The 18028-nt window shown below is 66.3% G+C and carries 18 protein-coding genes and 1 pseudogene; 12 read left to right on the top strand and 7 right to left on the bottom strand.

The window, feature by feature from the left end; translation table 11 throughout:
- Position 1 precedes the first annotated feature (1 nt).
- Positions 2-712: a hypothetical protein gene (locus tag DK926_RS15110; protein WP_114331097.1), complete on the bottom strand. Its 711-nt coding sequence runs from the start codon at positions 710-712 to the stop codon at positions 2-4.
- Between the two features lie 98 nt (positions 713-810).
- Between DK926_RS15110 and DK926_RS15105 the strand changes: the two genes are divergently transcribed.
- From DK926_RS15105 to DK926_RS15085, 5 genes are all read left to right on the top strand, one after another.
- Positions 811-1578 (top strand): DUF2470 domain-containing protein, encoded by a 768-nt coding sequence (locus tag DK926_RS15105; protein ID WP_114331096.1) that lies wholly within the window; start codon positions 811-813, stop codon positions 1576-1578.
- Between the two features lie 24 nt (positions 1579-1602).
- A complete protein-coding gene (locus DK926_RS15100) occupies positions 1603-2409 on the top strand; it encodes a CPBP family intramembrane glutamic endopeptidase (protein WP_114331095.1) in 807 nt (268 codons plus the stop codon).
- 247 nt (positions 2410-2656) lie between these two features.
- The gene (locus tag DK926_RS15095) at positions 2657-3895 is read left to right on the top strand and encodes an LCP family protein (RefSeq protein WP_243636837.1); all 1239 of its coding nucleotides are present in this window, start codon (positions 2657-2659) and stop codon (positions 3893-3895) included.
- Positions 3896-3911: 16 nt separating this feature from the next.
- Positions 3912-4442 (top strand): ferritin, encoded by a 531-nt coding sequence (locus DK926_RS15090; protein WP_114331093.1) that lies wholly within the window; start codon positions 3912-3914, stop codon positions 4440-4442.
- Between the two features lie 113 nt (positions 4443-4555).
- The gene (locus DK926_RS15085) at positions 4556-5110 is read left to right on the top strand and encodes a ferritin (RefSeq protein WP_068429902.1); all 555 of its coding nucleotides are present in this window, start codon (positions 4556-4558) and stop codon (positions 5108-5110) included.
- A gap of 69 nt (positions 5111-5179) precedes the next feature.
- On the opposite strand, the gene DK926_RS15080 is transcribed toward DK926_RS15085, so the two are convergent.
- The 4 genes from DK926_RS15080 to DK926_RS15065 all read right to left on the bottom strand — a co-directional run bounded on the left by DK926_RS15080 (position 5180) and on the right by DK926_RS15065 (position 8245).
- Complete coding sequence (locus tag DK926_RS15080) at positions 5180-6085, bottom strand: DUF5926 family protein (RefSeq protein ID WP_114331092.1); 906 nt, start codon at positions 6083-6085, stop codon at positions 5180-5182.
- Between the two features lie 68 nt (positions 6086-6153).
- On the bottom strand, positions 6154-6936 hold the full coding sequence (locus tag DK926_RS15075; RefSeq protein ID WP_114331091.1) for a glycerophosphodiester phosphodiesterase: 783 nt from the start codon (positions 6934-6936) through the stop codon (positions 6154-6156).
- The gene (locus DK926_RS15070; RefSeq protein ID WP_243636829.1) at positions 6933-7796 is read right to left on the bottom strand and encodes a DUF4328 domain-containing protein; all 864 of its coding nucleotides are present in this window, start codon (positions 7794-7796) and stop codon (positions 6933-6935) included. The genes DK926_RS15075 and DK926_RS15070 overlap by 4 nt, the downstream gene beginning before the upstream one ends.
- 101 nt (positions 7797-7897) lie before the next feature.
- Positions 7898-8245, bottom strand: a complete 348-nt coding sequence (locus DK926_RS15065) for a rhodanese-like domain-containing protein (protein ID WP_068429894.1) — start codon at positions 8243-8245, stop codon at positions 7898-7900.
- A gap of 159 nt (positions 8246-8404) precedes the next feature.
- Here DK926_RS15065 and DK926_RS15060 point away from each other — a divergent pair.
- Positions 8405-9335: pseudogene (locus DK926_RS15060) on the top strand (LLM class F420-dependent oxidoreductase).
- A 25-nt stretch (positions 9336-9360) separates the two neighbouring features.
- On the opposite strand, the gene DK926_RS15055 reads toward DK926_RS15060, so the two are convergent.
- On the bottom strand, positions 9361-10488 hold the full coding sequence (locus tag DK926_RS15055) for an acyltransferase (RefSeq protein ID WP_114331088.1): 1128 nt from the start codon (positions 10486-10488) through the stop codon (positions 9361-9363).
- A gap of 253 nt (positions 10489-10741) precedes the next feature.
- On the opposite strand from DK926_RS15055, the gene DK926_RS15050 reads away from it, so the two are divergent.
- From DK926_RS15050 to DK926_RS15025, 6 genes are all read left to right on the top strand, one after another.
- A complete protein-coding gene (locus DK926_RS15050; protein WP_068429890.1) occupies positions 10742-11365 on the top strand; it encodes a superoxide dismutase in 624 nt (207 codons plus the stop codon).
- A 206-nt stretch (positions 11366-11571) separates the two neighbouring features.
- The gene (locus tag DK926_RS15045) at positions 11572-12099 is read left to right on the top strand and encodes a peptidase (RefSeq protein WP_068429889.1); all 528 of its coding nucleotides are present in this window, start codon (positions 11572-11574) and stop codon (positions 12097-12099) included.
- Positions 12100-12323: 224 nt separating this feature from the next.
- Complete coding sequence (locus DK926_RS15040) at positions 12324-13034, top strand: TMEM165/GDT1 family protein (protein WP_114331087.1); 711 nt, start codon at positions 12324-12326, stop codon at positions 13032-13034.
- A gap of 43 nt (positions 13035-13077) precedes the next feature.
- Entirely contained in the window at positions 13078-14250 is a 1173-nt protein-coding gene (locus tag DK926_RS15035) for an ATP-binding protein (protein WP_114331086.1), read from the top strand.
- A complete protein-coding gene (locus DK926_RS15030) occupies positions 14247-15272 on the top strand; it encodes a hypothetical protein (RefSeq protein WP_243636828.1) in 1026 nt (341 codons plus the stop codon). Before DK926_RS15035 ends, DK926_RS15030 begins: the two co-directional genes overlap by 4 nt.
- 122 nt (positions 15273-15394) lie before the next feature.
- The gene (locus DK926_RS15025; RefSeq protein WP_068429885.1) at positions 15395-16162 is read left to right on the top strand and encodes an SDR family NAD(P)-dependent oxidoreductase; all 768 of its coding nucleotides are present in this window, start codon (positions 15395-15397) and stop codon (positions 16160-16162) included.
- A 168-nt stretch (positions 16163-16330) separates the two neighbouring features.
- Here DK926_RS15025 and DK926_RS15020 read toward each other — a convergent pair whose 3' ends face one another.
- Entirely contained in the window at positions 16331-17938 is a 1608-nt protein-coding gene (locus tag DK926_RS15020) for a TM0106 family RecB-like putative nuclease (protein WP_165839579.1), read from the bottom strand.
- Positions 17939-18028: the final 90 nt, after the last annotated feature.

Here is an 18028-nt window from a genome sequence, read left to right as displayed (position 1 = left end):
ATTACGTCCCCAACGAATCCGTGCGGATCAAACCCGCCGCGTCCAGATCGCGATGCGCGGCCGATGCGTCGTCCACCTCGATGCCGAGCAACACGGTACGGACCGCATCTGCCGCCTCGGGGCGCAGTGCCGCCAAGGCCGCGGCGTCGGGCTCAGCCAGCGCGGCAGGAATGTCGTCGCCACGCAGCGCGGCGACGGTGGCCGCGACGACGGCGATCGCGTCGGCACCCGACCGGGCCCGCGCGGTGAATCCGACCTCGGAATGCGCGACGACGGCAAGCACGTCGGCGATATGACGCGGGGGCTGCCAGGCCGCGATGCCCGGGGTGCGGTGAGCGTCGACGATCGCGGTCACGGTGTCCAGCGCCGACGCGTCGGACAGTTCGGGATACAGGACGACGGGCGACGGCAGCCGCAGCGCTAGCGCATCGGAAAGGGTGTCGTCGTCGACGTTCACCGTGTACCGCACGACCTCGTACGACGCGCGGCTGTCGCGCAGCCGGTCCGGATCCACGTCGAGTTCCACGACCACGCGACCGAGCTGCACGTCGTCGTCCAGACCCAGCAGGACGGAGGCCGGAACGACGACGGGACCTGCCGTGATCGCCCTCTCGCCGCCGGTGGACGCGGGGTATCGCTGCTGCAGGAGGCCTGCGACGAGCGCGTTCGGGTCGGGCCGGTGCGGTACGCCCAGCGTCAAGGGAATGGACACCGTCTACACGCTAGACCGCCCGCTGCACTTGCGGTCAAAGGAAGTGTGGACTAACTTAGGTTTGCCTCACCTCGTATCCCACGCATCGGAGGAAGCCCATGCTCGGCGCTACCACCAACGGACCGTCCACCGCCGAACGCGTTCGCAGTGCATGTGCGCGTGCGGAGGGTGCTGCACTCGCCATCGAGGGCAGCGAACCCGTGGTCACCACGATGCATCATCTGCGCTCCAACGGTGAGGTGGTCCTCGCGGTGCCGATGGACTCGCCCATGGGGTCCATCGCGTGGCAATCGTCCCGCGCAGGAGTTCCGGCCGTGCTCGAACTGACCGATCACGCGCCACTGGCGCTACGCGAGCCGGTCCGATCGCTGGTGTGGTTGCGCGGCGAGCTGCGTCCCGTCCCGGAGTCGCTCATGCGCCCGATGGCCGGGGCGGTCGCCGCCGAACATCCACACCCGTCGCTGCTCGACGTCGGACACAGCACCGTACTTCTTCGCCTGATCATGTCGTCGGCCGTCGTCGCCGACAGTACGGGCGCCGAGCCCGTTGCCGTCGACGATCTGCTCGCAGCCGAGCCGGATCCGTTCTGGGAGATGGAAACCAGCTGGCTGCAGCATCTCGACGAGGATCACACCGACCTCGTCAACCAGCTTGCCCGACGCCTCCCCCCGTCGCTGCGGCAAGGACGCATCCGCCCACTGGGCATCGACCGCTACGGCATCCGGTTGCGCATCGAAAGCGACTACGGCGACAACGACGTTCGACTCGGTTTCGCCGAGCCCGTGGACGACACCATGTCGTTGAGCCGAGCACTCCGCGCCCTCGCGGGATGCCCGTTTCTGAACGGACTGCGCGCCAGGAGTTGAGTCGCACGAGGCAGACTTGCCTTCGTGATCGACGTCAAGAGCTGGCTGAATCCGCCGTCGCCGACTGCCGGCCCTCCGCTGGAACCGTCCGAGCGACGTGCGATCAAGATTGAGATCGCGATCGTCCTTCTGGTGACGTTCGGGCTCAGCGGACTCAGCAGCATGCTGTCCCTCGTCGAGGACGCGCTGCTTGCAGGCAGTCTGTCGGATCAGACCGTCGCCCTGAACACGTCGAGCTCGAGCCTCGGCATCATCGACCTGCTCTACCAGGTCCTGCGCATTCTCCGCCTGTGCGCCTGGGGTGCGCTCGGCCTGTATCTGCTGTGGCGTGCCGGGCTCGGACCGAAGCTGATCGGTCTCGCGAAACCCCGCGTTCGGCCCGACCTGCTCCACGGGGTCGGTCTGGCCGCGCTCATCGGCATTCCGGGGCTCGCGCTGTACCTCGTCGCCAACGCGCTGGGCCTGAACCTCACCGTCGTCCCCAGTGCGATCGACGACCACTGGTGGCGTGTTCCGGCTCTCGTCGGCTACGCCTTCGCCAACTCGGGCGCCGAAGAAATCATCGTCGTCGCCTACCTCATCTCGCGGCTACGACGCCTCGGCGTCTCCGAGAACGCATCCCTGCTCGCCTCGGCCCTGCTGCGCGGGTCCTACCATCTCTACCAGGGGCTCGGCGGCGGAATCGGCAACGTCGCGATGGGTCTCGTGTTCGGCCGGTACTGGCAGAAGACCGGCCGGCTGTGGCCGCTGCTCATCGCTCACGCGGTGATCGACATCATCGCCTTCGTCGGATACACAGCCCTGAAAAACCAGCTCTCGTGGCTGCCGTAAGAACCTCTCGTCATTCCTGCAGGCTCCACTCCTCGCCCTCCGGTCATTCCTGCAGGCTCCACTCCCTGGGTACAGTCACATCGTGAACGACGACCAGCGGAACCGGGGGAACCCCAGGCAGGGCCCACCACCGCCGCGCCGAGTTCCTCCCCCACCCGGCTACCGACCCCCGCCGCCGAGGAACCCACCTCCCGGCCGCATGCCGCCGCCGCGCAGGCCCGACGGTCCGTCCCCGGAGGGCACCCAGATCATCCGACGCGACGGCCGCCCGTCGGCGCCGCGTCCCGGCCCCAGCGGGCCACAGGCCTGGTCGCAGGCGCCCGAGCCCGATGCGTTGTCCCGTGGACCCAACCCGACCCGAAGCTACCCACGTAACGATCAGCAGGGCGTGCAGTACGCGCCACGGCAGACCCCGCAGCCGTACGTCGACGAACCCCCGCGCCGCCAGCCACCGCGCCGTGAACCACCCCGTCGTGAGCCCCCTCGTCGCGGGGCACCGCCACCCCCGGCAAGACCGACGCCGCCGCGTGCGCGCAGGAAACGACACTGGGGTCGACGGTTCGGCGTGACGTTCCTCGTCCTGCTTCTCGCCCTCGGCGGCCTCGTCTACTACGTCGACAGCTCCCTGACGCGCGTCGACGCACTTCCGGAGTACAGCGGCCGCGTCGGCGACACTCCCGGCACCAACTGGCTGCTCGTCGGATCCGACAGTCGCACCGGGCTCACGCCCGAGCAGGAAACGGCGCTCGCGACGGGTGGCGAGGTCGGGCCGAGCCGCACCGACACGATCATCATGATCCACATCCCCGAGGGGGGCGGACCGTCGACGATGGTCAGCCTGCCGCGAGACTCCTACGTGTCGATCCCCGGTTACGGACAGGACAAGCTGAACGCGTCGTTCGCGTTCGGTGGCCCGCCGCTGCTGGTCCAGACCGTCGAGGAAGCCACGGGCGTCCACATCGACCACTACGCCGAGATCGGATTCGGCGGGTTCGCGGGCATCGTCGACGCCATCGGCGGTGTGGACGTGTGCCTGCAGAACGCCATCTCCGACCCGCTCGCCGGCATCGACCTCCCGGCAGGCTGTCAGGAACTCGCCGGGTCGGAGGCGCTCGGTTTCGTGCGGTCGCGTGCGACGGCCCTCGCCGACCTCGACCGGATGAACAACCAGCGTCAGTTCATGTCGGCCCTGTTGGCGAAGGCGACGAGCCCGTCGACCTTCCTCAATCCGCTTCGGCTGTGGCCGCTCGTGAAGGACACCGCGTCGTCGATGAGCGTCGCCGAAGGTGACCGCATCTGGAATCTCGCCGGTCTCGCGTGGGCGATGCGCGGTGACCTCGTCACGACCACCGTGCCGGTCGGCGGATTCTCCGATTCCGACGTCGGAAACGTGCTGTTGTGGGACGACGATCGTGCGTCGCAGTTCTTCGACGCGCTGGCACAGGACCGTCAGATTCCTGAGGAGCTTCGCACTTCGGGGCCGTAGGAGTAGCGTTACTTCCATGTCCTCCAACGGCTTTCACGAACTCCTGCGAGAGCAGATCGGCCACGAGTTCACGGCGTCGCAGCAGTACGTCGCCATGGCGGTCTGGTTCGACTGCAACGATCTACCGCAGCTGGCGCGACGGTTCTACGCGCAGGCGACCGAGGAGCGTGGCCATGCGTTGATGATGGTTCGGTACCTCATCGACAGAAAAGTATCGGTCGTCGTGCCGCCCATCGGCGACGTGGCCTCCGAATTCGCCACGGTCGGCGAGGCCGTCGAACTCGCGTTGCGTCAGGAGGAGACCGTCACCGGCCAGATCACGGCATTGGCGCAGTCGGCGCGTGAAGGCGGAGATTACCTCGGTGAGCAGTTCGTCCACTGGTTCCTGCAGGAGCAGGTCGAGGAGGTAGCGAGCATCCGCAGCCTAGTACGGATCGTGCACCGAGCCGGTACCGACTTCTTCGACGTGGAGCAATACGTGGCGCGCGAAAGCGTCACGCGGAAGAGTCGCGGCACGAACGCCCCGAAACAGGCAGGAACCGTATGACCTGTTTTCGCTGGTAGAGGTAAAGAATTAGGCGGGTCTTATTTAGGGAACGTTGACCTCAATAAGGCCGAGCTTGGATGACAATGCCCTCTGACCAGCATATTCTCGTCGCCATGAGCGCAGACATCAAGGAAACGACCCACTCGAAATTCCACGCACTGCTTCGCGATCAGGTTCGCAACGAATTCAATGCGTCGCATCAGTACATTGCTACCGCCGTGTATTTCGCGAACGTCGACCTGCCGCAGCTGGCGAAGCACTTCTATGCGCAGGCCGTCGAAGAGCGCAACCACGCGATGATGATCATCCAGTACTTCCTGGACCGCGACATCACCGTCGAGCTCACCGGAGTCGACGCCGCGAAGACCGTCTTCACCGACGCACGCGAGCCGATCGCCCTCGCCCTGGCTCAGGAAGAGACCGTCACCGAGCAGATCGTCAACCTCGCGAGCACCGCACGCGAAGAGGGCGACTACCTCGGCGAGCAGTTCATGCAGTGGTTCCTCAAGGAGCAGGTCGAAGAGGTCGCCAGCATGAAGACGCTGCTCAACGTCGCAGATCGCGCCGGCCACAACCTGTTCGATCTCGAGCAGTTCGTCGCCCGCGAGTACAGCAACAACGTGCCCTCCGACACCGGCGCACCGAAGGCTGCCGGCGGCGCGATCTGATGCGCCTCCGGCGCTCGTGAGTGGGAATGTACAGCGGGCTCTACATTCCCACTCACATGCGCGAAGCGCCTAACGCAATGTGACCTGACGAGAACGCAATCCGTCACGTGAGCGTCGCTGCTCCGAGGTCAGCGGCGCATCGTCGGCCAGGGCCTCGGACAGCTTCGCGCCGAATTCGATTGTCGGCGTAGCCCATTCGGTCGGATGCATCTCGGGATCCAGATCGAACACCGGCACGAGCAGACCGTGCGTTCGGAACGATCCCGCATAGCGAGACCCCTCACCCAGCGACAGATCGCCTGCCGCGTGCAGCCGAGCCAGCGCGAGCATCAGATCGTCCTCGCTCTCCGGCCGCACCCACCTCAGATGCGCCTTGTCACCCGCGTCGACCCACCACGCCGCCACCAGGCCCTCGCCTTCCAAGCGTGCCGACGGCATGATCGCCTGGTTGGCGCGTTCGACGGTCGCCGCGACATCGGGTGCAGGAGAAGCACTTTCGGGAATCCACCAGTTGAAGTCCTGGTGCACGGTGATGTCGAGCTCGCCGACGGAACCCAGAACCTCGCCGATCGGCGCCGTGTTCCCATCGGGATTCGCCGCTTCGAGCGACTCACCTGCCTCGGCACCCGCAGCCCACCGCAACGCGCTCGACAGATCGGCTGCGACGTTCGGCGAATGCGCCTGAACCTGCAGTGCCGCAAAGCCTTTCGTCACACCATCCTCGTCGCGCGTCAACGCCGCGACCGCACCGGGAAGAACCGTCGCGATCGTCACCGTACGGCCGTCGACCTCGACAGGCGCAGTAGCCGACGGCACGAATTCACGCAGCGCGACGAGATCGCATTCGGCAGCGACACCCTGGAACGGGCGTACCGGCGCGGCAGCCGCGTTCCGACGGTCGGCCTCACGCTGCGCCAGCAGCGCGGCTCGGTTGCTGCCCTGCTTCGGACCACTGTTTCTTTTGCTCTTACCCACGCCCGAAACTTACACGCTATGCCTTTACCCGGGTCATTCCGCAGGCTCCACTCCCGCCTCCACCCGGGTCATTCCGCAGGCTCCACTCCCGCCGCCAGCCATTCGCGAGTCCGGCCCGGATTGTTCGTCGCGATCCACCCCACACCGAGTTGCCTGCACAGTTCGACGTCGTCCTTCTCGTCGACCGTCCAGCAGTACGTCGCACGTCCCGACGCGGCCGCCCGATCGACGATGCTCGGACGCTCGCGCAACGTGGCGATCGACGGGCCGACGGCAGTCGCGCCTACGGTCGTCGCCGCGCCGCCACCGAGATAGTACGACGCGTCGCCCAGCAGAACCGTCGGAAGCAACGGCGCCGAGCGGCGGATTCGCCAGACGGCGGACGGCGCGAACGACATGATGACCGCACGCGAATGATCCGCGGAGGCCGGTTGGGCGAGACCGAAGCGATGCAGCTCGGCCAGCACCTTCGCCTCGATCAGGCTGCCGAATCGCACGGGATGCTTGGTCTCGATGAACAGCTTGGTGGGCTTGCTGGTCCAGCTGAGCACCAGCTCGATCAGGTCGGACAGGGTCAACAGTTCCGCCGGCTCGCTGTCGTCGCCGTAGTCGAACGTCTTGAGCGTGTCGTACGACAGTTCGCTCACGATGCCGGTGCCGTTGGAGGTGCGGTCGACGCGGCGGTCGTGCACGCAGACGATGTGCCCGTCCCGGGTCAACCTGACGTCGCATTCGAGCCCGTCGGCACCTTCGCGCAGCGCGAGGTCGTACGCGGCGAGCGTGTGTTCCTTCTTCTCCGCCGACGCGCCGCGATGCGCGACGACGAACGGTCCACGGCGTCCCGACGTCATGATGCGGTCACCTCGTCGCGCGCGGGTTCGGTCCTACGCGAGGTGTCCACGACCCACCGCGTCGGCGCGGGCCTGTCCGCACCACGCAAGCTGCGACTCTCGACGTCGCGCACGATCCGCAGAGTGAAAAACGCCATGCCTGCGCCGACGAGGGCCAACAGCGCGGAGAACAGCACGCCGTCGGCCTGTGCTTGCAGGGAATCGCGGGTGCGCCACAGCGTCGCGCCGAGAATCAAGACCCAATTCACGGTCCAACTCGCCCACCAGAGACGAACCAGCATTCGCAGCCGATGTCGGTCGCTACGGCCTCGGACGTCGACCAGTTCGGTGAGAAAGACGCCCGGCAGGACCAGCGACACAACCGGAACCAGGCACCCGAGAAAGATCGTCCGGACGCTACGTGGGTCGCGGGATCCCGCCCGCGCATAGAAGTCGCGACGGCGTTTCACGAGCCAGCAGGTCGACGCGACAGCAGCCGCGATACCGATGACGATTGCCGAGACCTCGGCGAACAGAACGAGAGCATCGGACGTGACGAGCACCGTGCGGTCGATCAGACGCGTCCGGTTGTACAGAAGAATCCCGTAGCGGACGAGCTCGGCCACGAACGCGAGCAGCAGCAGCGCCCCGGTCAGAACGAGCAATCCCGACGCCGACCGAGCCCACCGGTCCAGCCGGGAGACGCGGTCGTCGGGTCGGGGAACCGGGTGGTCCAGCAGTCCCCAGCGCGGCATCTCGTCGTACCGCGGTGTGGTCCTCGGACGGCGGACCGTGCGACGCGGCGGCGTGGCCCCGCTTCTCGGTGTGCGCGCAACCCACTTGAAGTTGCGAAAGCCCTGCGCAGGGGCCTGCGCCGACACCGGTGACAGCAGAACTCCATGGCAACGCGGGCACCACACCGCAGGCGCAGTCCCGACGGGCCATCGTGTGGCACAGCGGGCGCAGACCTGGAATGCGGACACTAGAAGATCTTTGCGTCGTCGGCGCCGTCGTCACGTACGAGAGGCCGGCCCGCGACCTGCCAGCCGACCATGCCGTCGTCGACGTTGACCGCGTCGTATCCGATCTGCTGGAGATACTCGACGACGCGCAGCGAACGGCCGCCCTGCCTGCACACGACGTACAGCTCGGCATCGATGTCGATTTCGCCGATCCGCGACGGAACTTCGGTCATCGGGATGTGCACTGCGCCGGGCGCATGCCCTTGCTGCCATTCGTCGTCCTCGCGGACGTCGAGGAGAACCACCGGTTCGGTCAGTTCGAGAGGCAGTTCGGCGGCGGGCACGGAAGGGCGATCCGGAGCAGACACTCCCCGATCTTGTCACGCAGTCGCCGTGACCTGCCACCCAACAGCCGCGTTATCCACAGTTTCCACAGGACATTCCACAGAAACGGGGAATCCGACGGTTTTCATCCACAGGCGTAGAGCGGCCTCTCTTCTAGGATTCGAAGCATGGCCTCATCGAGTATCGAACTTCGCATCTTCACCGAACCACAGCAGGGGGCGACGTACGACGACCTTCTGCGCGTCGCTCGCACCGCCGAGGACCTCGGCTACGGCGCGTTCTTCCGCTCCGACCACTTCCTGGCCATGAACACCGAAGGACTGCCCGGTCCGACGGACGCGTGGATCACGCTCGCCGGCATCGCCCGCGAGACCTCGACGATCCGGTTGGGGACGCTGGTGACGTCGGCGACCTTCCGCTACCCGGGTCCGCTGGCGATCAGCGTCGCGCAGGTCGACGCGATGAGCGGCGGCCGCGTCGACCTCGGTCTCGGCGCCGGATGGTTCGAAGAAGAGCACACCGCTCACTGGCATCCCGTTCCCGCCGCTCGGTGAGCGATTCGATCGGCTGGAGGAGCAGCTCGCCGTCATCACCGGGCTGTGGGAGACGCCCGTCGGCGAGACGTTCTCGTACGACGGCAAGCACTACCCCGTCGCCGATTCGCCCGCGCTGCCCAAGCCGGTGCAGAGTCCGCGACCTCCGATCCTGATCGGTGGTGGCGGCAAGAAACGCACGCCCGCGTTGGCAGCGAAGTACGCCGACGAGTTCAACATCCCGTTCGCCTCGCTCGACGACACGGACACGCAGTTCGGCCGCGTTCGCGCCGCGTGCACGACGGCCGGCCGTGATCCCGAATCCCTCGCGTATTCGACGGCGCTCGTGCTGTGCTGCGGAAAGACCGAGGAGGACATTGCCCGACGCGCGGCCGCCATCGGCCGTGAGGTGCCCGAACTGCGCGAGAACGGTGCCGCGGGCTCGCCTGCCGAGCTGGTCGACAAGATCGGCCGCTACGGCGAGATCGGTGCGTCGCGGGTGTATCTACAGATGCTGGACCTGAGCGATCTGGATCATCTCGAGCTGGTGGCGTCGGAGGTCATGCCGCAGCTTCGCTGACTCGTGAGTGGCAATGCATAGCCCTCTATGCATTGCCACTCACGGGGCGGCGCAGCCGCCCGTTCAACCAGCGGGCGGCGGGCGTCTCGACCCATCGGTAGACGGCTTCGGACACCACTGCGGTGACGACGACGAACGCGACGACGGCCCCGGTGGGCCCGGTGATCGGGACGACGTTCTCGTAGACCCGATAGAGAATCAGCGTGTGGACCAGGTAGATCGCGTAGCTGCGGGTGCCGATCCAGCGCACGACCTCCCACTGGGCGACGCGGCCGTCGTAACGGGCGAGGGCCAGAACCAGTCCGGTCACGACGACGATCGTCCACATGTACTTATCGCCTGCCCAGTAGGCGTGGATGTCCGTCGCGAGGCGCACGACCTCGGCCTGCGCGATGACGGCGACGACGACCCACCGCCAGCCGATGATCCGCGCCCACCCGAGGTAGATGATCTGCCCGAGGAACAGCGTCGGTAGCGTCGCGGCGATCTTGGACAGCATCGGCACCGACCACGGCTGCGGAATGTAGAAGTTGTAGAGCAGCACGACGACGCACAGCGCCGCGCCCATCAGCGGCACGACCACCGGATACCGGCGCAGCACGCCGCGAGCAGCCGAGCAGTAGAGGTAGAACAGCAACTGGACGGTCAGTGTCCACGTGACGCCGAGTACCGCGACCTCGGGCTTCAGGAAGAAGCCACCGAGCACGAAGCTCAGCGCTGCCTCGGAATTGCTGATGCCGTTCTGACCGCTGAACATGCCGTTGATCCCGAGCCGAACCAGCACGATCGCCGCGGCGACGCTCACCCACAGCGCGGGGAGCAGCCGCGCGAGCCTGCTGACGGCGAAGTCCCGACGCGACTGCCGCATCGCCGAGCGCGTGACGAGCAAGCCCGTCAGCAGCATGAAGATCGCGACGCCGACGAACGACAGGTGTTGGTTGAGACCGGTCTCCTGCACGAGCGTCGCGTAGACGACGTCGATGACCCACCAGCCTTCGCCGCGGTCGTCGATCAGATAGAACGAGATGTGCGAGTAGAGGACTGCGAAGACCGCGATGGTCCGAAGCAGGTCAGCGCCCGCGAGTTCGACCCTGGGGGCGACCACCGAGGGTCGCGCGTCGGCACGCTCGCTCGACCTTCCCACCGGACCCACGCGGGCAATACTAGGTTCCTGTTCATCTACCGGACGAATCCTGACGCCGAGCTGTGACCTTGCTGTGACCTTCCCGGGTACCGGGGCGAGCGTCGAGCCGTGCGTCGCGTGAGCGTGTTTTTATTCCGAGAAATGCGTCTCGGTTACAGGTGTTGCGCTAGGGGTACGAATGAGATTGGGTTGAACCTGACGAATGATCAACAGAAGGCGCGCGCCTGCAGTTTTGCGTCGCGCCGAAAGAGAAGGGAAACACGTGTCCGAGTACACCCTGCCCGACCTTGACTTCGACTACTCCGCCCTCGAGCCCCACATCTCGGGCGAGATCAACGAACTGCACCACTCCAAGCACCACGCAACCTACGTTGCCGGCGCCAACACCGCCCTCGAGAAGCTTGCCGCCGCACGCGACAACGAGGACCACGGCGCCATCTTCCTGCTCGAGAAGAACCTCGCGTTCCACCTCGGCGGACACGTCAACCACTCCATCTGGTGGAAGAACCTCTCCCCGAACGGTGGCGACAAGCCGACCGGCGAACTCGGCGCTGCGATCGACGATCAGTTCGGTTCGTTCGACAAGTTCCGCGCACAGTTCACCGCCGCAGCCAACGGCCTGCAGGGCTCGGGCTGGGCAGTTCTCGGATGGGACTCCCTCGGCAAGAAACTGCTTACCTTCCAGCTCTACGATCAGCAGGCCAACGTGCCGCTGGGCATCATCCCGCTGCTGCAGGTCGACATGTGGGAGCACGCCTTCTACCTGCAGTACAAGAACGTCAAGGCCGACTACGTCAAGGCATTCTGGAACGTCGTCAACTGGGCCGACGTCCAGGCTCGCTTCGAGGCAGCGACGTCGAAGACCCCGGGCCTGATCTTCCCGTAAGCGTTCTTCCGTAAGCCTTTTCGCATCGATGGGCCGTGGCAGCCGACAGACGGTTGCCACGGCCCATCGATGCGTTCGGGGGTAGGCCCGAAAAACCGTTAGCACTCACACCATCTTGTGTGCCAGAACGGTTTCGGGCCACAGTTGGTCGTACCCAACGTGGCGTACCGGATTTTTCTGGGCTGATCCCGCGCGAGGAGTGCGACATGAACGACCGTGATCTCATCGGCATCTCCCCCTTCCATGCCGCAGGCATCCTGCAGGGCTTCGTCGTCTCCGGCCGCTGGCCCGACACGACGAAAGAGTGGGCACAGTTCCTCGCGTTGGCCGTGCGCGTCGCGTCCATGCCGGGTCTGCTCGTCACGTCCACCGTGTTCGGCGTTCGAGAAGAGCTTCCCGACGACCCGGCGCCCGGAACCGTCGGACTCGTCGTGTCCGAAGGCACCGTCATCGGTGAGACGGCTGTCACACCCGGTCGCTTCGCGGACCATCAGCCGGCGGCACTTTTGATGCTGCATCCGCCGTCCGAGACCACTCCGAGCCTGCCGGAGTGCGCCGGGGCCGCGTCGGGATGCGTTCTGTTGCCGGGCTTGCCGCATCTGGGCCTCGAACACCGTGCTGCCTGGGTCGAAGCGGAATCCGACGGTACCGTCACGTCGATGGTCAGCAGGGTCGGCCTCGACCCGATCAGCGATCCCGACACCGCTGTTTTGGCCATGCTCCTGGCGTCGTGACCTGGGCCCGAACGCGTAAGTTCGGGATCCCAAACTTATTGTGCCGTTGGACTTTTCACGAACCCCCTCCTAATCTGGACAGCAGCGAAGGGGAGTAGCCCCCAATTGCTGTGTCGACATACTGGCAGCGCGGATCGATGCGCAGCCCGGCACAGTGAACCGTCTCGAGACAGGCGGTGGGCGAGACCTTCGGTCAGAGAAGACGACCGAAGGAGTCTCACCCCGTGCTGTCCGCCCTGTTCCTCAGCTTCGCTGTCATCTTCGTCGCCGAGCTCGGCGACAAGTCCCAGTTGATGGCCATGACGTTCGCGCTGCGCTACAAGTGGTACGTCGTCATCGGCGGAATCACGGCTGCTACCGCCGTCACCCACCTGGTCTCGGTCGCCGTCGGCCACTTCCTCGGCCTGTCGATCCCCACCCACATCGTCTCGATCTTCGCGGGCATCGCGTTCGTGATCTTCGGATTGTGGACGCTGCGAGGCGATTCGCTGTCCGACGAGGAAGGCGAGAAGGCGTCGAAGGTCGGACGCTCGGCATTCATCGCGATCGCGTCCGCGTTCCTCCTCGCCGAGCTCGGCGACAAGACGATGCTCGCGACGGTCACCCTGGCCGCCGACAAAAACTGGTTCGGCGTCTGGATCGGCTCGACGGTCGGCATGGTCGCCGCCGATGCGCTGGCCATCGTCGTCGGCGCCGTCCTCGGTAAACACTTGCCCGAGAACTTCATTCGCATCGGTGCGGCGGTTCTGTTCTTCGTCTTCGGTGTCTCCCTGTTCTTCGACGGCGTCATGCCGGAGACCGCGGCTCCGGCGATCGGTGCAGCCGTCGTGTTCGTGGTCTCGGTCATCGCGTGGATCGCAATTGCCGCCGCCCGTCGTCGAAAGAACCGCGACGAGGTGTCGTTCGAACAGCAGAACGTGTTGAACGACAAGTAGTCACCGCCGTACACTCGTCCGCCGAGACGAGGGACGGGGATGCATGACGACCGACCGTGACGGCACGGGTGAGCATTCGTCGTCGGATCGACTGCTTCGCACGTTCGCCCGCTTCATCGCAGCCGGCTATCTGATCTACCTCGTGATGCTGTTTCCGGAAATCGTTCGTACAGCATCGTTCACCGCGTCGTGGTGGACACCCACCAGCACCGTCGCCGTCTTCGGCACCGGGCTGGCCATGGCCGCCGCGTCGGTCGCCCCGGACGCGACATGGGTTCGAATCGCGGCTGCCACAGCATCTGTCACGTACCTGGCAGCGGCACTGACGTGGTGGTTCGCATGGAACGGCACCCCGGACATGAACGGTATGCCGCTGGCGACCTTCCCCGGTGTTGCAGGACTCGCAGCCGGGTGCGCGTTTCCTGGCTGGCTCGCGTTCGCCTATCTGGCAGCGGCCGTGTCGTCGGTCCAGATCGGTCAGTACGCACTTCGATCGACTCTCGTCGATGCGCCGTTGTTCGCGGAATTGGTCTTCGCACTCGTCCTGTGCTCGGTGTTCCTCGCCGCAACCATCGGTGCTTTCAGGACGGCCCGCATTCTCGACGCGACCATCGACGCCACCCACCGACAGGTATCCGCGACGGCAGCCGTCAGCGCACGAGCGGTCGAACGCGAGCGCTTCGACGCTCTGATCCACGACGGCGTGTTGTCCACCCTGCTTGCTGTCGCCAGGCAAGGACGCACCGACGGGGTTGTTCAGCAAGCGAAACGCACTCTCGCGCAATTGGATTCGCTACGCGCACACGCGGTCGTCACCGAATTCGACGCGAGCGAAACCGTCGCCCATCTGCGTTCTGCCGCAACGACTGTCGACGAACACATCACCGTCACCGTCGGGGCGGCCGACGGCGGACGCTTCTCGGCCGACGCCGTGCGCACGCTCGGCGCGGCCGTGTCGGAGGCCGTCCGGAACAGCGTCCGACACGGCGGCGACGACGCCACCCGCGCGGTCGCCATCCGCGTCGACGACGGGCTCCTCGAAGTCGTGGTACGCGACGACGGTTCCGGATTCGATCCGGCGCACGTCCCGCCGCACCGCCTCGGCATCGCCGTCAGCATTCACGGTCGAATGAAGAGTCTTGCCGGTGGTTCCTCACGGCTCGAATCGGCTCCCGGCGCCGGCACAACCGTTCAGCTGTCATGGACACAGCAATGAACGAGCACGACGGCGAGGACATCCGTGACCTCATCGGCATCCGGTCGCGCGCCGCGTACTGGTTCGTCGGCTTCTACACACTCGCCGCTGTCACGTGCGCCTTGTCGACGCTCGACGGCGTCGACCCCGTCTGGCCGGTCCTGGTGGCCGCGTGTGTCACCGCGGCCGGCGCGCTGGGCGTCGTCATGACTCCGGGCGACCCGCTACCCCGGTTGCCCGCCGTGGCGTTGGCGGCCGTCGGCCCGATCACCTGCGCGCTGGTCTTCGTTGCCGTCCCCGTGCCGCTGACCAGTGCGCTTCAGACCTGGCCATTGGGCATGTCGGTCGTGATGTACACGTTCATGTGCGTGCGCGGCCGGACACCGCTGGCATGGCTCGGCCTTCTGATGTCGGTGGGCATCACCGTGCTGTGGGCCGTGCAGACCGGTCAGGGCGCGCACTACGGGTTGTCCTACAGCTTGATCAACGCTGCCCCGCTGCTGATGGCGACGTTCTTCGCGTTCACCATCAGACCGCTCGGACGCTCCATCTTCGAGCTGCGGAGGCAGTCGACCGAGCGCATCGCCGCTCAGGCCGCTGCCGCTGCCGTCCTCGACGAGCGCGACGCCCAGCTGGAACGCCTCGATGCGCTGGCACGGCCCCTCCTCGAGCGTGCCGTCACCGGGCCGGATCTCGACTCCGAGGAGTCGATGGCGTGCGTCGTCCTCGAAGCGGATCTGCGTGATTCGCTGCGTGCGCGTCGTCTCGTCGACCCCGTCCTGCAGGATTCGGTGCGTGCCGCGCGGCGACGCGGCGTCGGCGTCGTGCTTCTCGACGACCATGCCGACGGGGACCTGCCGGACGAGGTGCGCGCGACCATCGTGACGTCGGCCGCCCGGTACCTCGACGACCTCGAGAGCGGCTCGGCCACCATTCGGCTGCTCCCGCCCGGTCGACCGGTGCTCGCGACGATGCTCGTCGATTCCCCGGAGTCGACCTACCGCGTCGAATACGCGCACGACGGGTCGTCCCGCATCCCGTAGCCGATGTGACTCGCAGCTGGACCGATTCGGGATGTGGCGGGCGCCGCACCAATGCTTGGACGTCCCAGTTATGGTGCAGGGCGAGAGCATTACCGGGCACGACCAGCGAAGGGGATTCGTCAGTGGAGATTTCGGGAACAGCAGCTCTGGTCACAGGAGGCGCGTCGGGCCTCGGTGCCGCGACGGCCGCACGACTCGCGGGGGCGGGTGCCACCGTGTTCGGCCTCGATCTGGCGCAGTCCATCGAACGCGCAGGTGACAACGTTCCGGACGGGGTCACGCTGATCCCCGCCGACGTCACCAGCGAAGAAGAGGTCGAGGCAGCCCTCGACACGATCACCGGCGCAGGCGTCCCGCTGCGCATCGTCGTCAACTGCGCAGGTGTCGGCTGGGCCGGCCGCATCCTGTCGAAGAAGGGCCCGCACGACCTCGAGCTCTTCCGCACGGTCATCACCATCAACCTGCTGGGCACGTTCAACGTCATGCGTCTGGCCGCGAACCGCATGCAGTCGTTGCCGACGGTCGACGACTCGGGCCAGCGCGGCGTCGTCGTCAACACCGCCTCCGTCGCGGCGTTCGAGGGTCAGATCGGCCAGATCGCCTACACCGCCTCGAAGGGTGGCGTGCACGCGATGACGATCACCGCGGCACGAGACCTCGCGCAGGTCGGCATCCGCGTCAACACGATCGCACCCGGCATCGTCGACACCCCGATGCTCGCGGGCGTCACCGAGGAGTACCGCAAGGGCCTCGAAGCGAGCGTGCCGTTCCCGTCGCGCCTGGCTCAGCCGGCCGAATACGCGCAGCTGGTGCAGATGATCGCCGAGCACGACTACCTCAACGGCGAGACCATCCGCATGGACGGTGCGATCCGCATGGCGCCGCGGTAGTTTCCCCAACCCGATCGCTTGAATGGTCCATTCATACGATCAGATAGCTTCAACGTGACTTTCAAGCGGTGGGCGGTCCGGTGGCCCACCGCTTGAATGGTCCATTCATACGATCAGATAGTTTCGGTGTGCCATCCATGCGGATTTGTGGTGGGCGACGGCAATCCCTCAGGCCCCCGCGCGCAACGCCTCCAGCGTCGGGATCTCGGCGTCCGCGCGGTCGGTCATCCACTCGCGCAACACCTTCGTGGCCTGTACGTCGTCCTCGTTGTACACCAGCAGTCTCTTGCGCTGCGTGAGGTCCGGTTCCGCGTCGTACCCGACGGCTTCCCGGTACCACCCCATCGACGCCTCACCGCCCGCTTCGGCGTCACGCCACGTGAAACCGGCAATGGGAGCGATCTTCTTGAGCCCCTTGCCGTTCGGGCAGATGAACTGATCGCTGACGGCCTGGTAGATGTCGACCCACTGCTCGCTGTCGATGAACTCGCGGATCTCCGCCTCCGTCGGCACACCGGGGACGTCGCCGAAGCGTCGCGCGGAATCGAGCAACCACTTGTCCTCGGCCTGACGCGAATAGCAGTACGCGGCAAAGGTTTTCCCCTGTGCAGCCGCGTCGGCGCGTACGGCCGTCAGCCACGACCAGAACTCGGCGAACGACCTGCCCTCGTCGACGGTGGGCAGTGGATCCCACGTCACGAACCCACGATAGACGGGTTCGGGGCCACCCCGCTCGGTCAGCAGCGTGCCCCACAGGTACGCGCCGTGGTCCTGGTAGCTCTCCATGTCGACGTCGACCTCGACGTCCGCGCGATGCACGGTGACGTGCTCGGTGCGACGCAGCAGCGGAACGTCGGCCCGCCATGCCGCCGCAGCGGCCACGGCGTCGTCGAAACTGCCGAACGGCCAGTTCTCGGGCTCGGGGCCGTCCCAGCTCGCGAGCTCGTCGACGGTGTACACGTTCTGCTCGCGCAGCGCCTCGGCACGGCCGCCCGACGCCACCAGACTGACGTCCCGCGTGGCCTCGAGCTGCGGCAGGCAGTCCGACCACCACGGGCACGCGCGGCACTCGCTGACCTTCGACGGCACCGTGACGCTCTCACCCCGCGCGACGGCGAGGCGGTCCGCGAAACGCGAATCATATTCGGCGAACACCGAATTCAGGTCGTGAACGAGGATGCACTCGGCGCGATATCCGATGGCACCGCCGGTGGCCGTCGGACTCGCGAGGCCCTGCGCGTCGAGCATTCGGTACAGGTGCGCGAGCCTGAGCTGGTCGCGCAATTGACTGCGCACCTTGCGGGTCTCGTCGACGACGGGTGCCCATTCGGTCAGCGGCGACGTCGTGGCACCACGGCCGGGGTCGGTGACCTTGTGATTGACGACGATGATCGGGATGTAGCCCTCGCCGGCCGGATCGAGCATCAGCAACTCACTGCGGCCGCGTCGACCTGCGTCTCGATCGAGGGGCAGCACCGCATTCCAGATCCACGGGGCGCCGCGCCGACACGCGTCCATCGTTCGATTCGCCGACGACGCTGCATCGGGCGCGTCGATGTCGACCCATCCGTCGAGTTGCGCGGACAGCGTCGACCGAATGGCCTCGCGATGCGCCTGCGCTGCCTCACGCCGTTGACGCACACCCGGATTCTCGGGCTCGTCACGCAGCAGGGCTGAATAGGCGGTGTCCAGATACAGTCGATGCCTGCACCGAGTGAGACACCCGGCATCGATGAGTACCGATGCCTCGGTGCGCGTGGCGCGTCGACTGTTCACGGGCACGAGCCTATGTCCATACACCGACACCGGCTCCGGGCGCCACCCCGCAAGCGTTACGGATAGGCTGTCGTTCGTACGGAAATGCTG

The sequence above is a fragment of the Rhodococcus sp. Eu-32 genome, assembly GCF_003336925.1.
GTDB lineage: Bacteria > Actinomycetota > Actinomycetes > Mycobacteriales > Mycobacteriaceae > Rhodococcoides > Rhodococcoides kyotonensis_B.
This window is presented reverse-complemented; position numbering and strand designations above follow the sequence as displayed.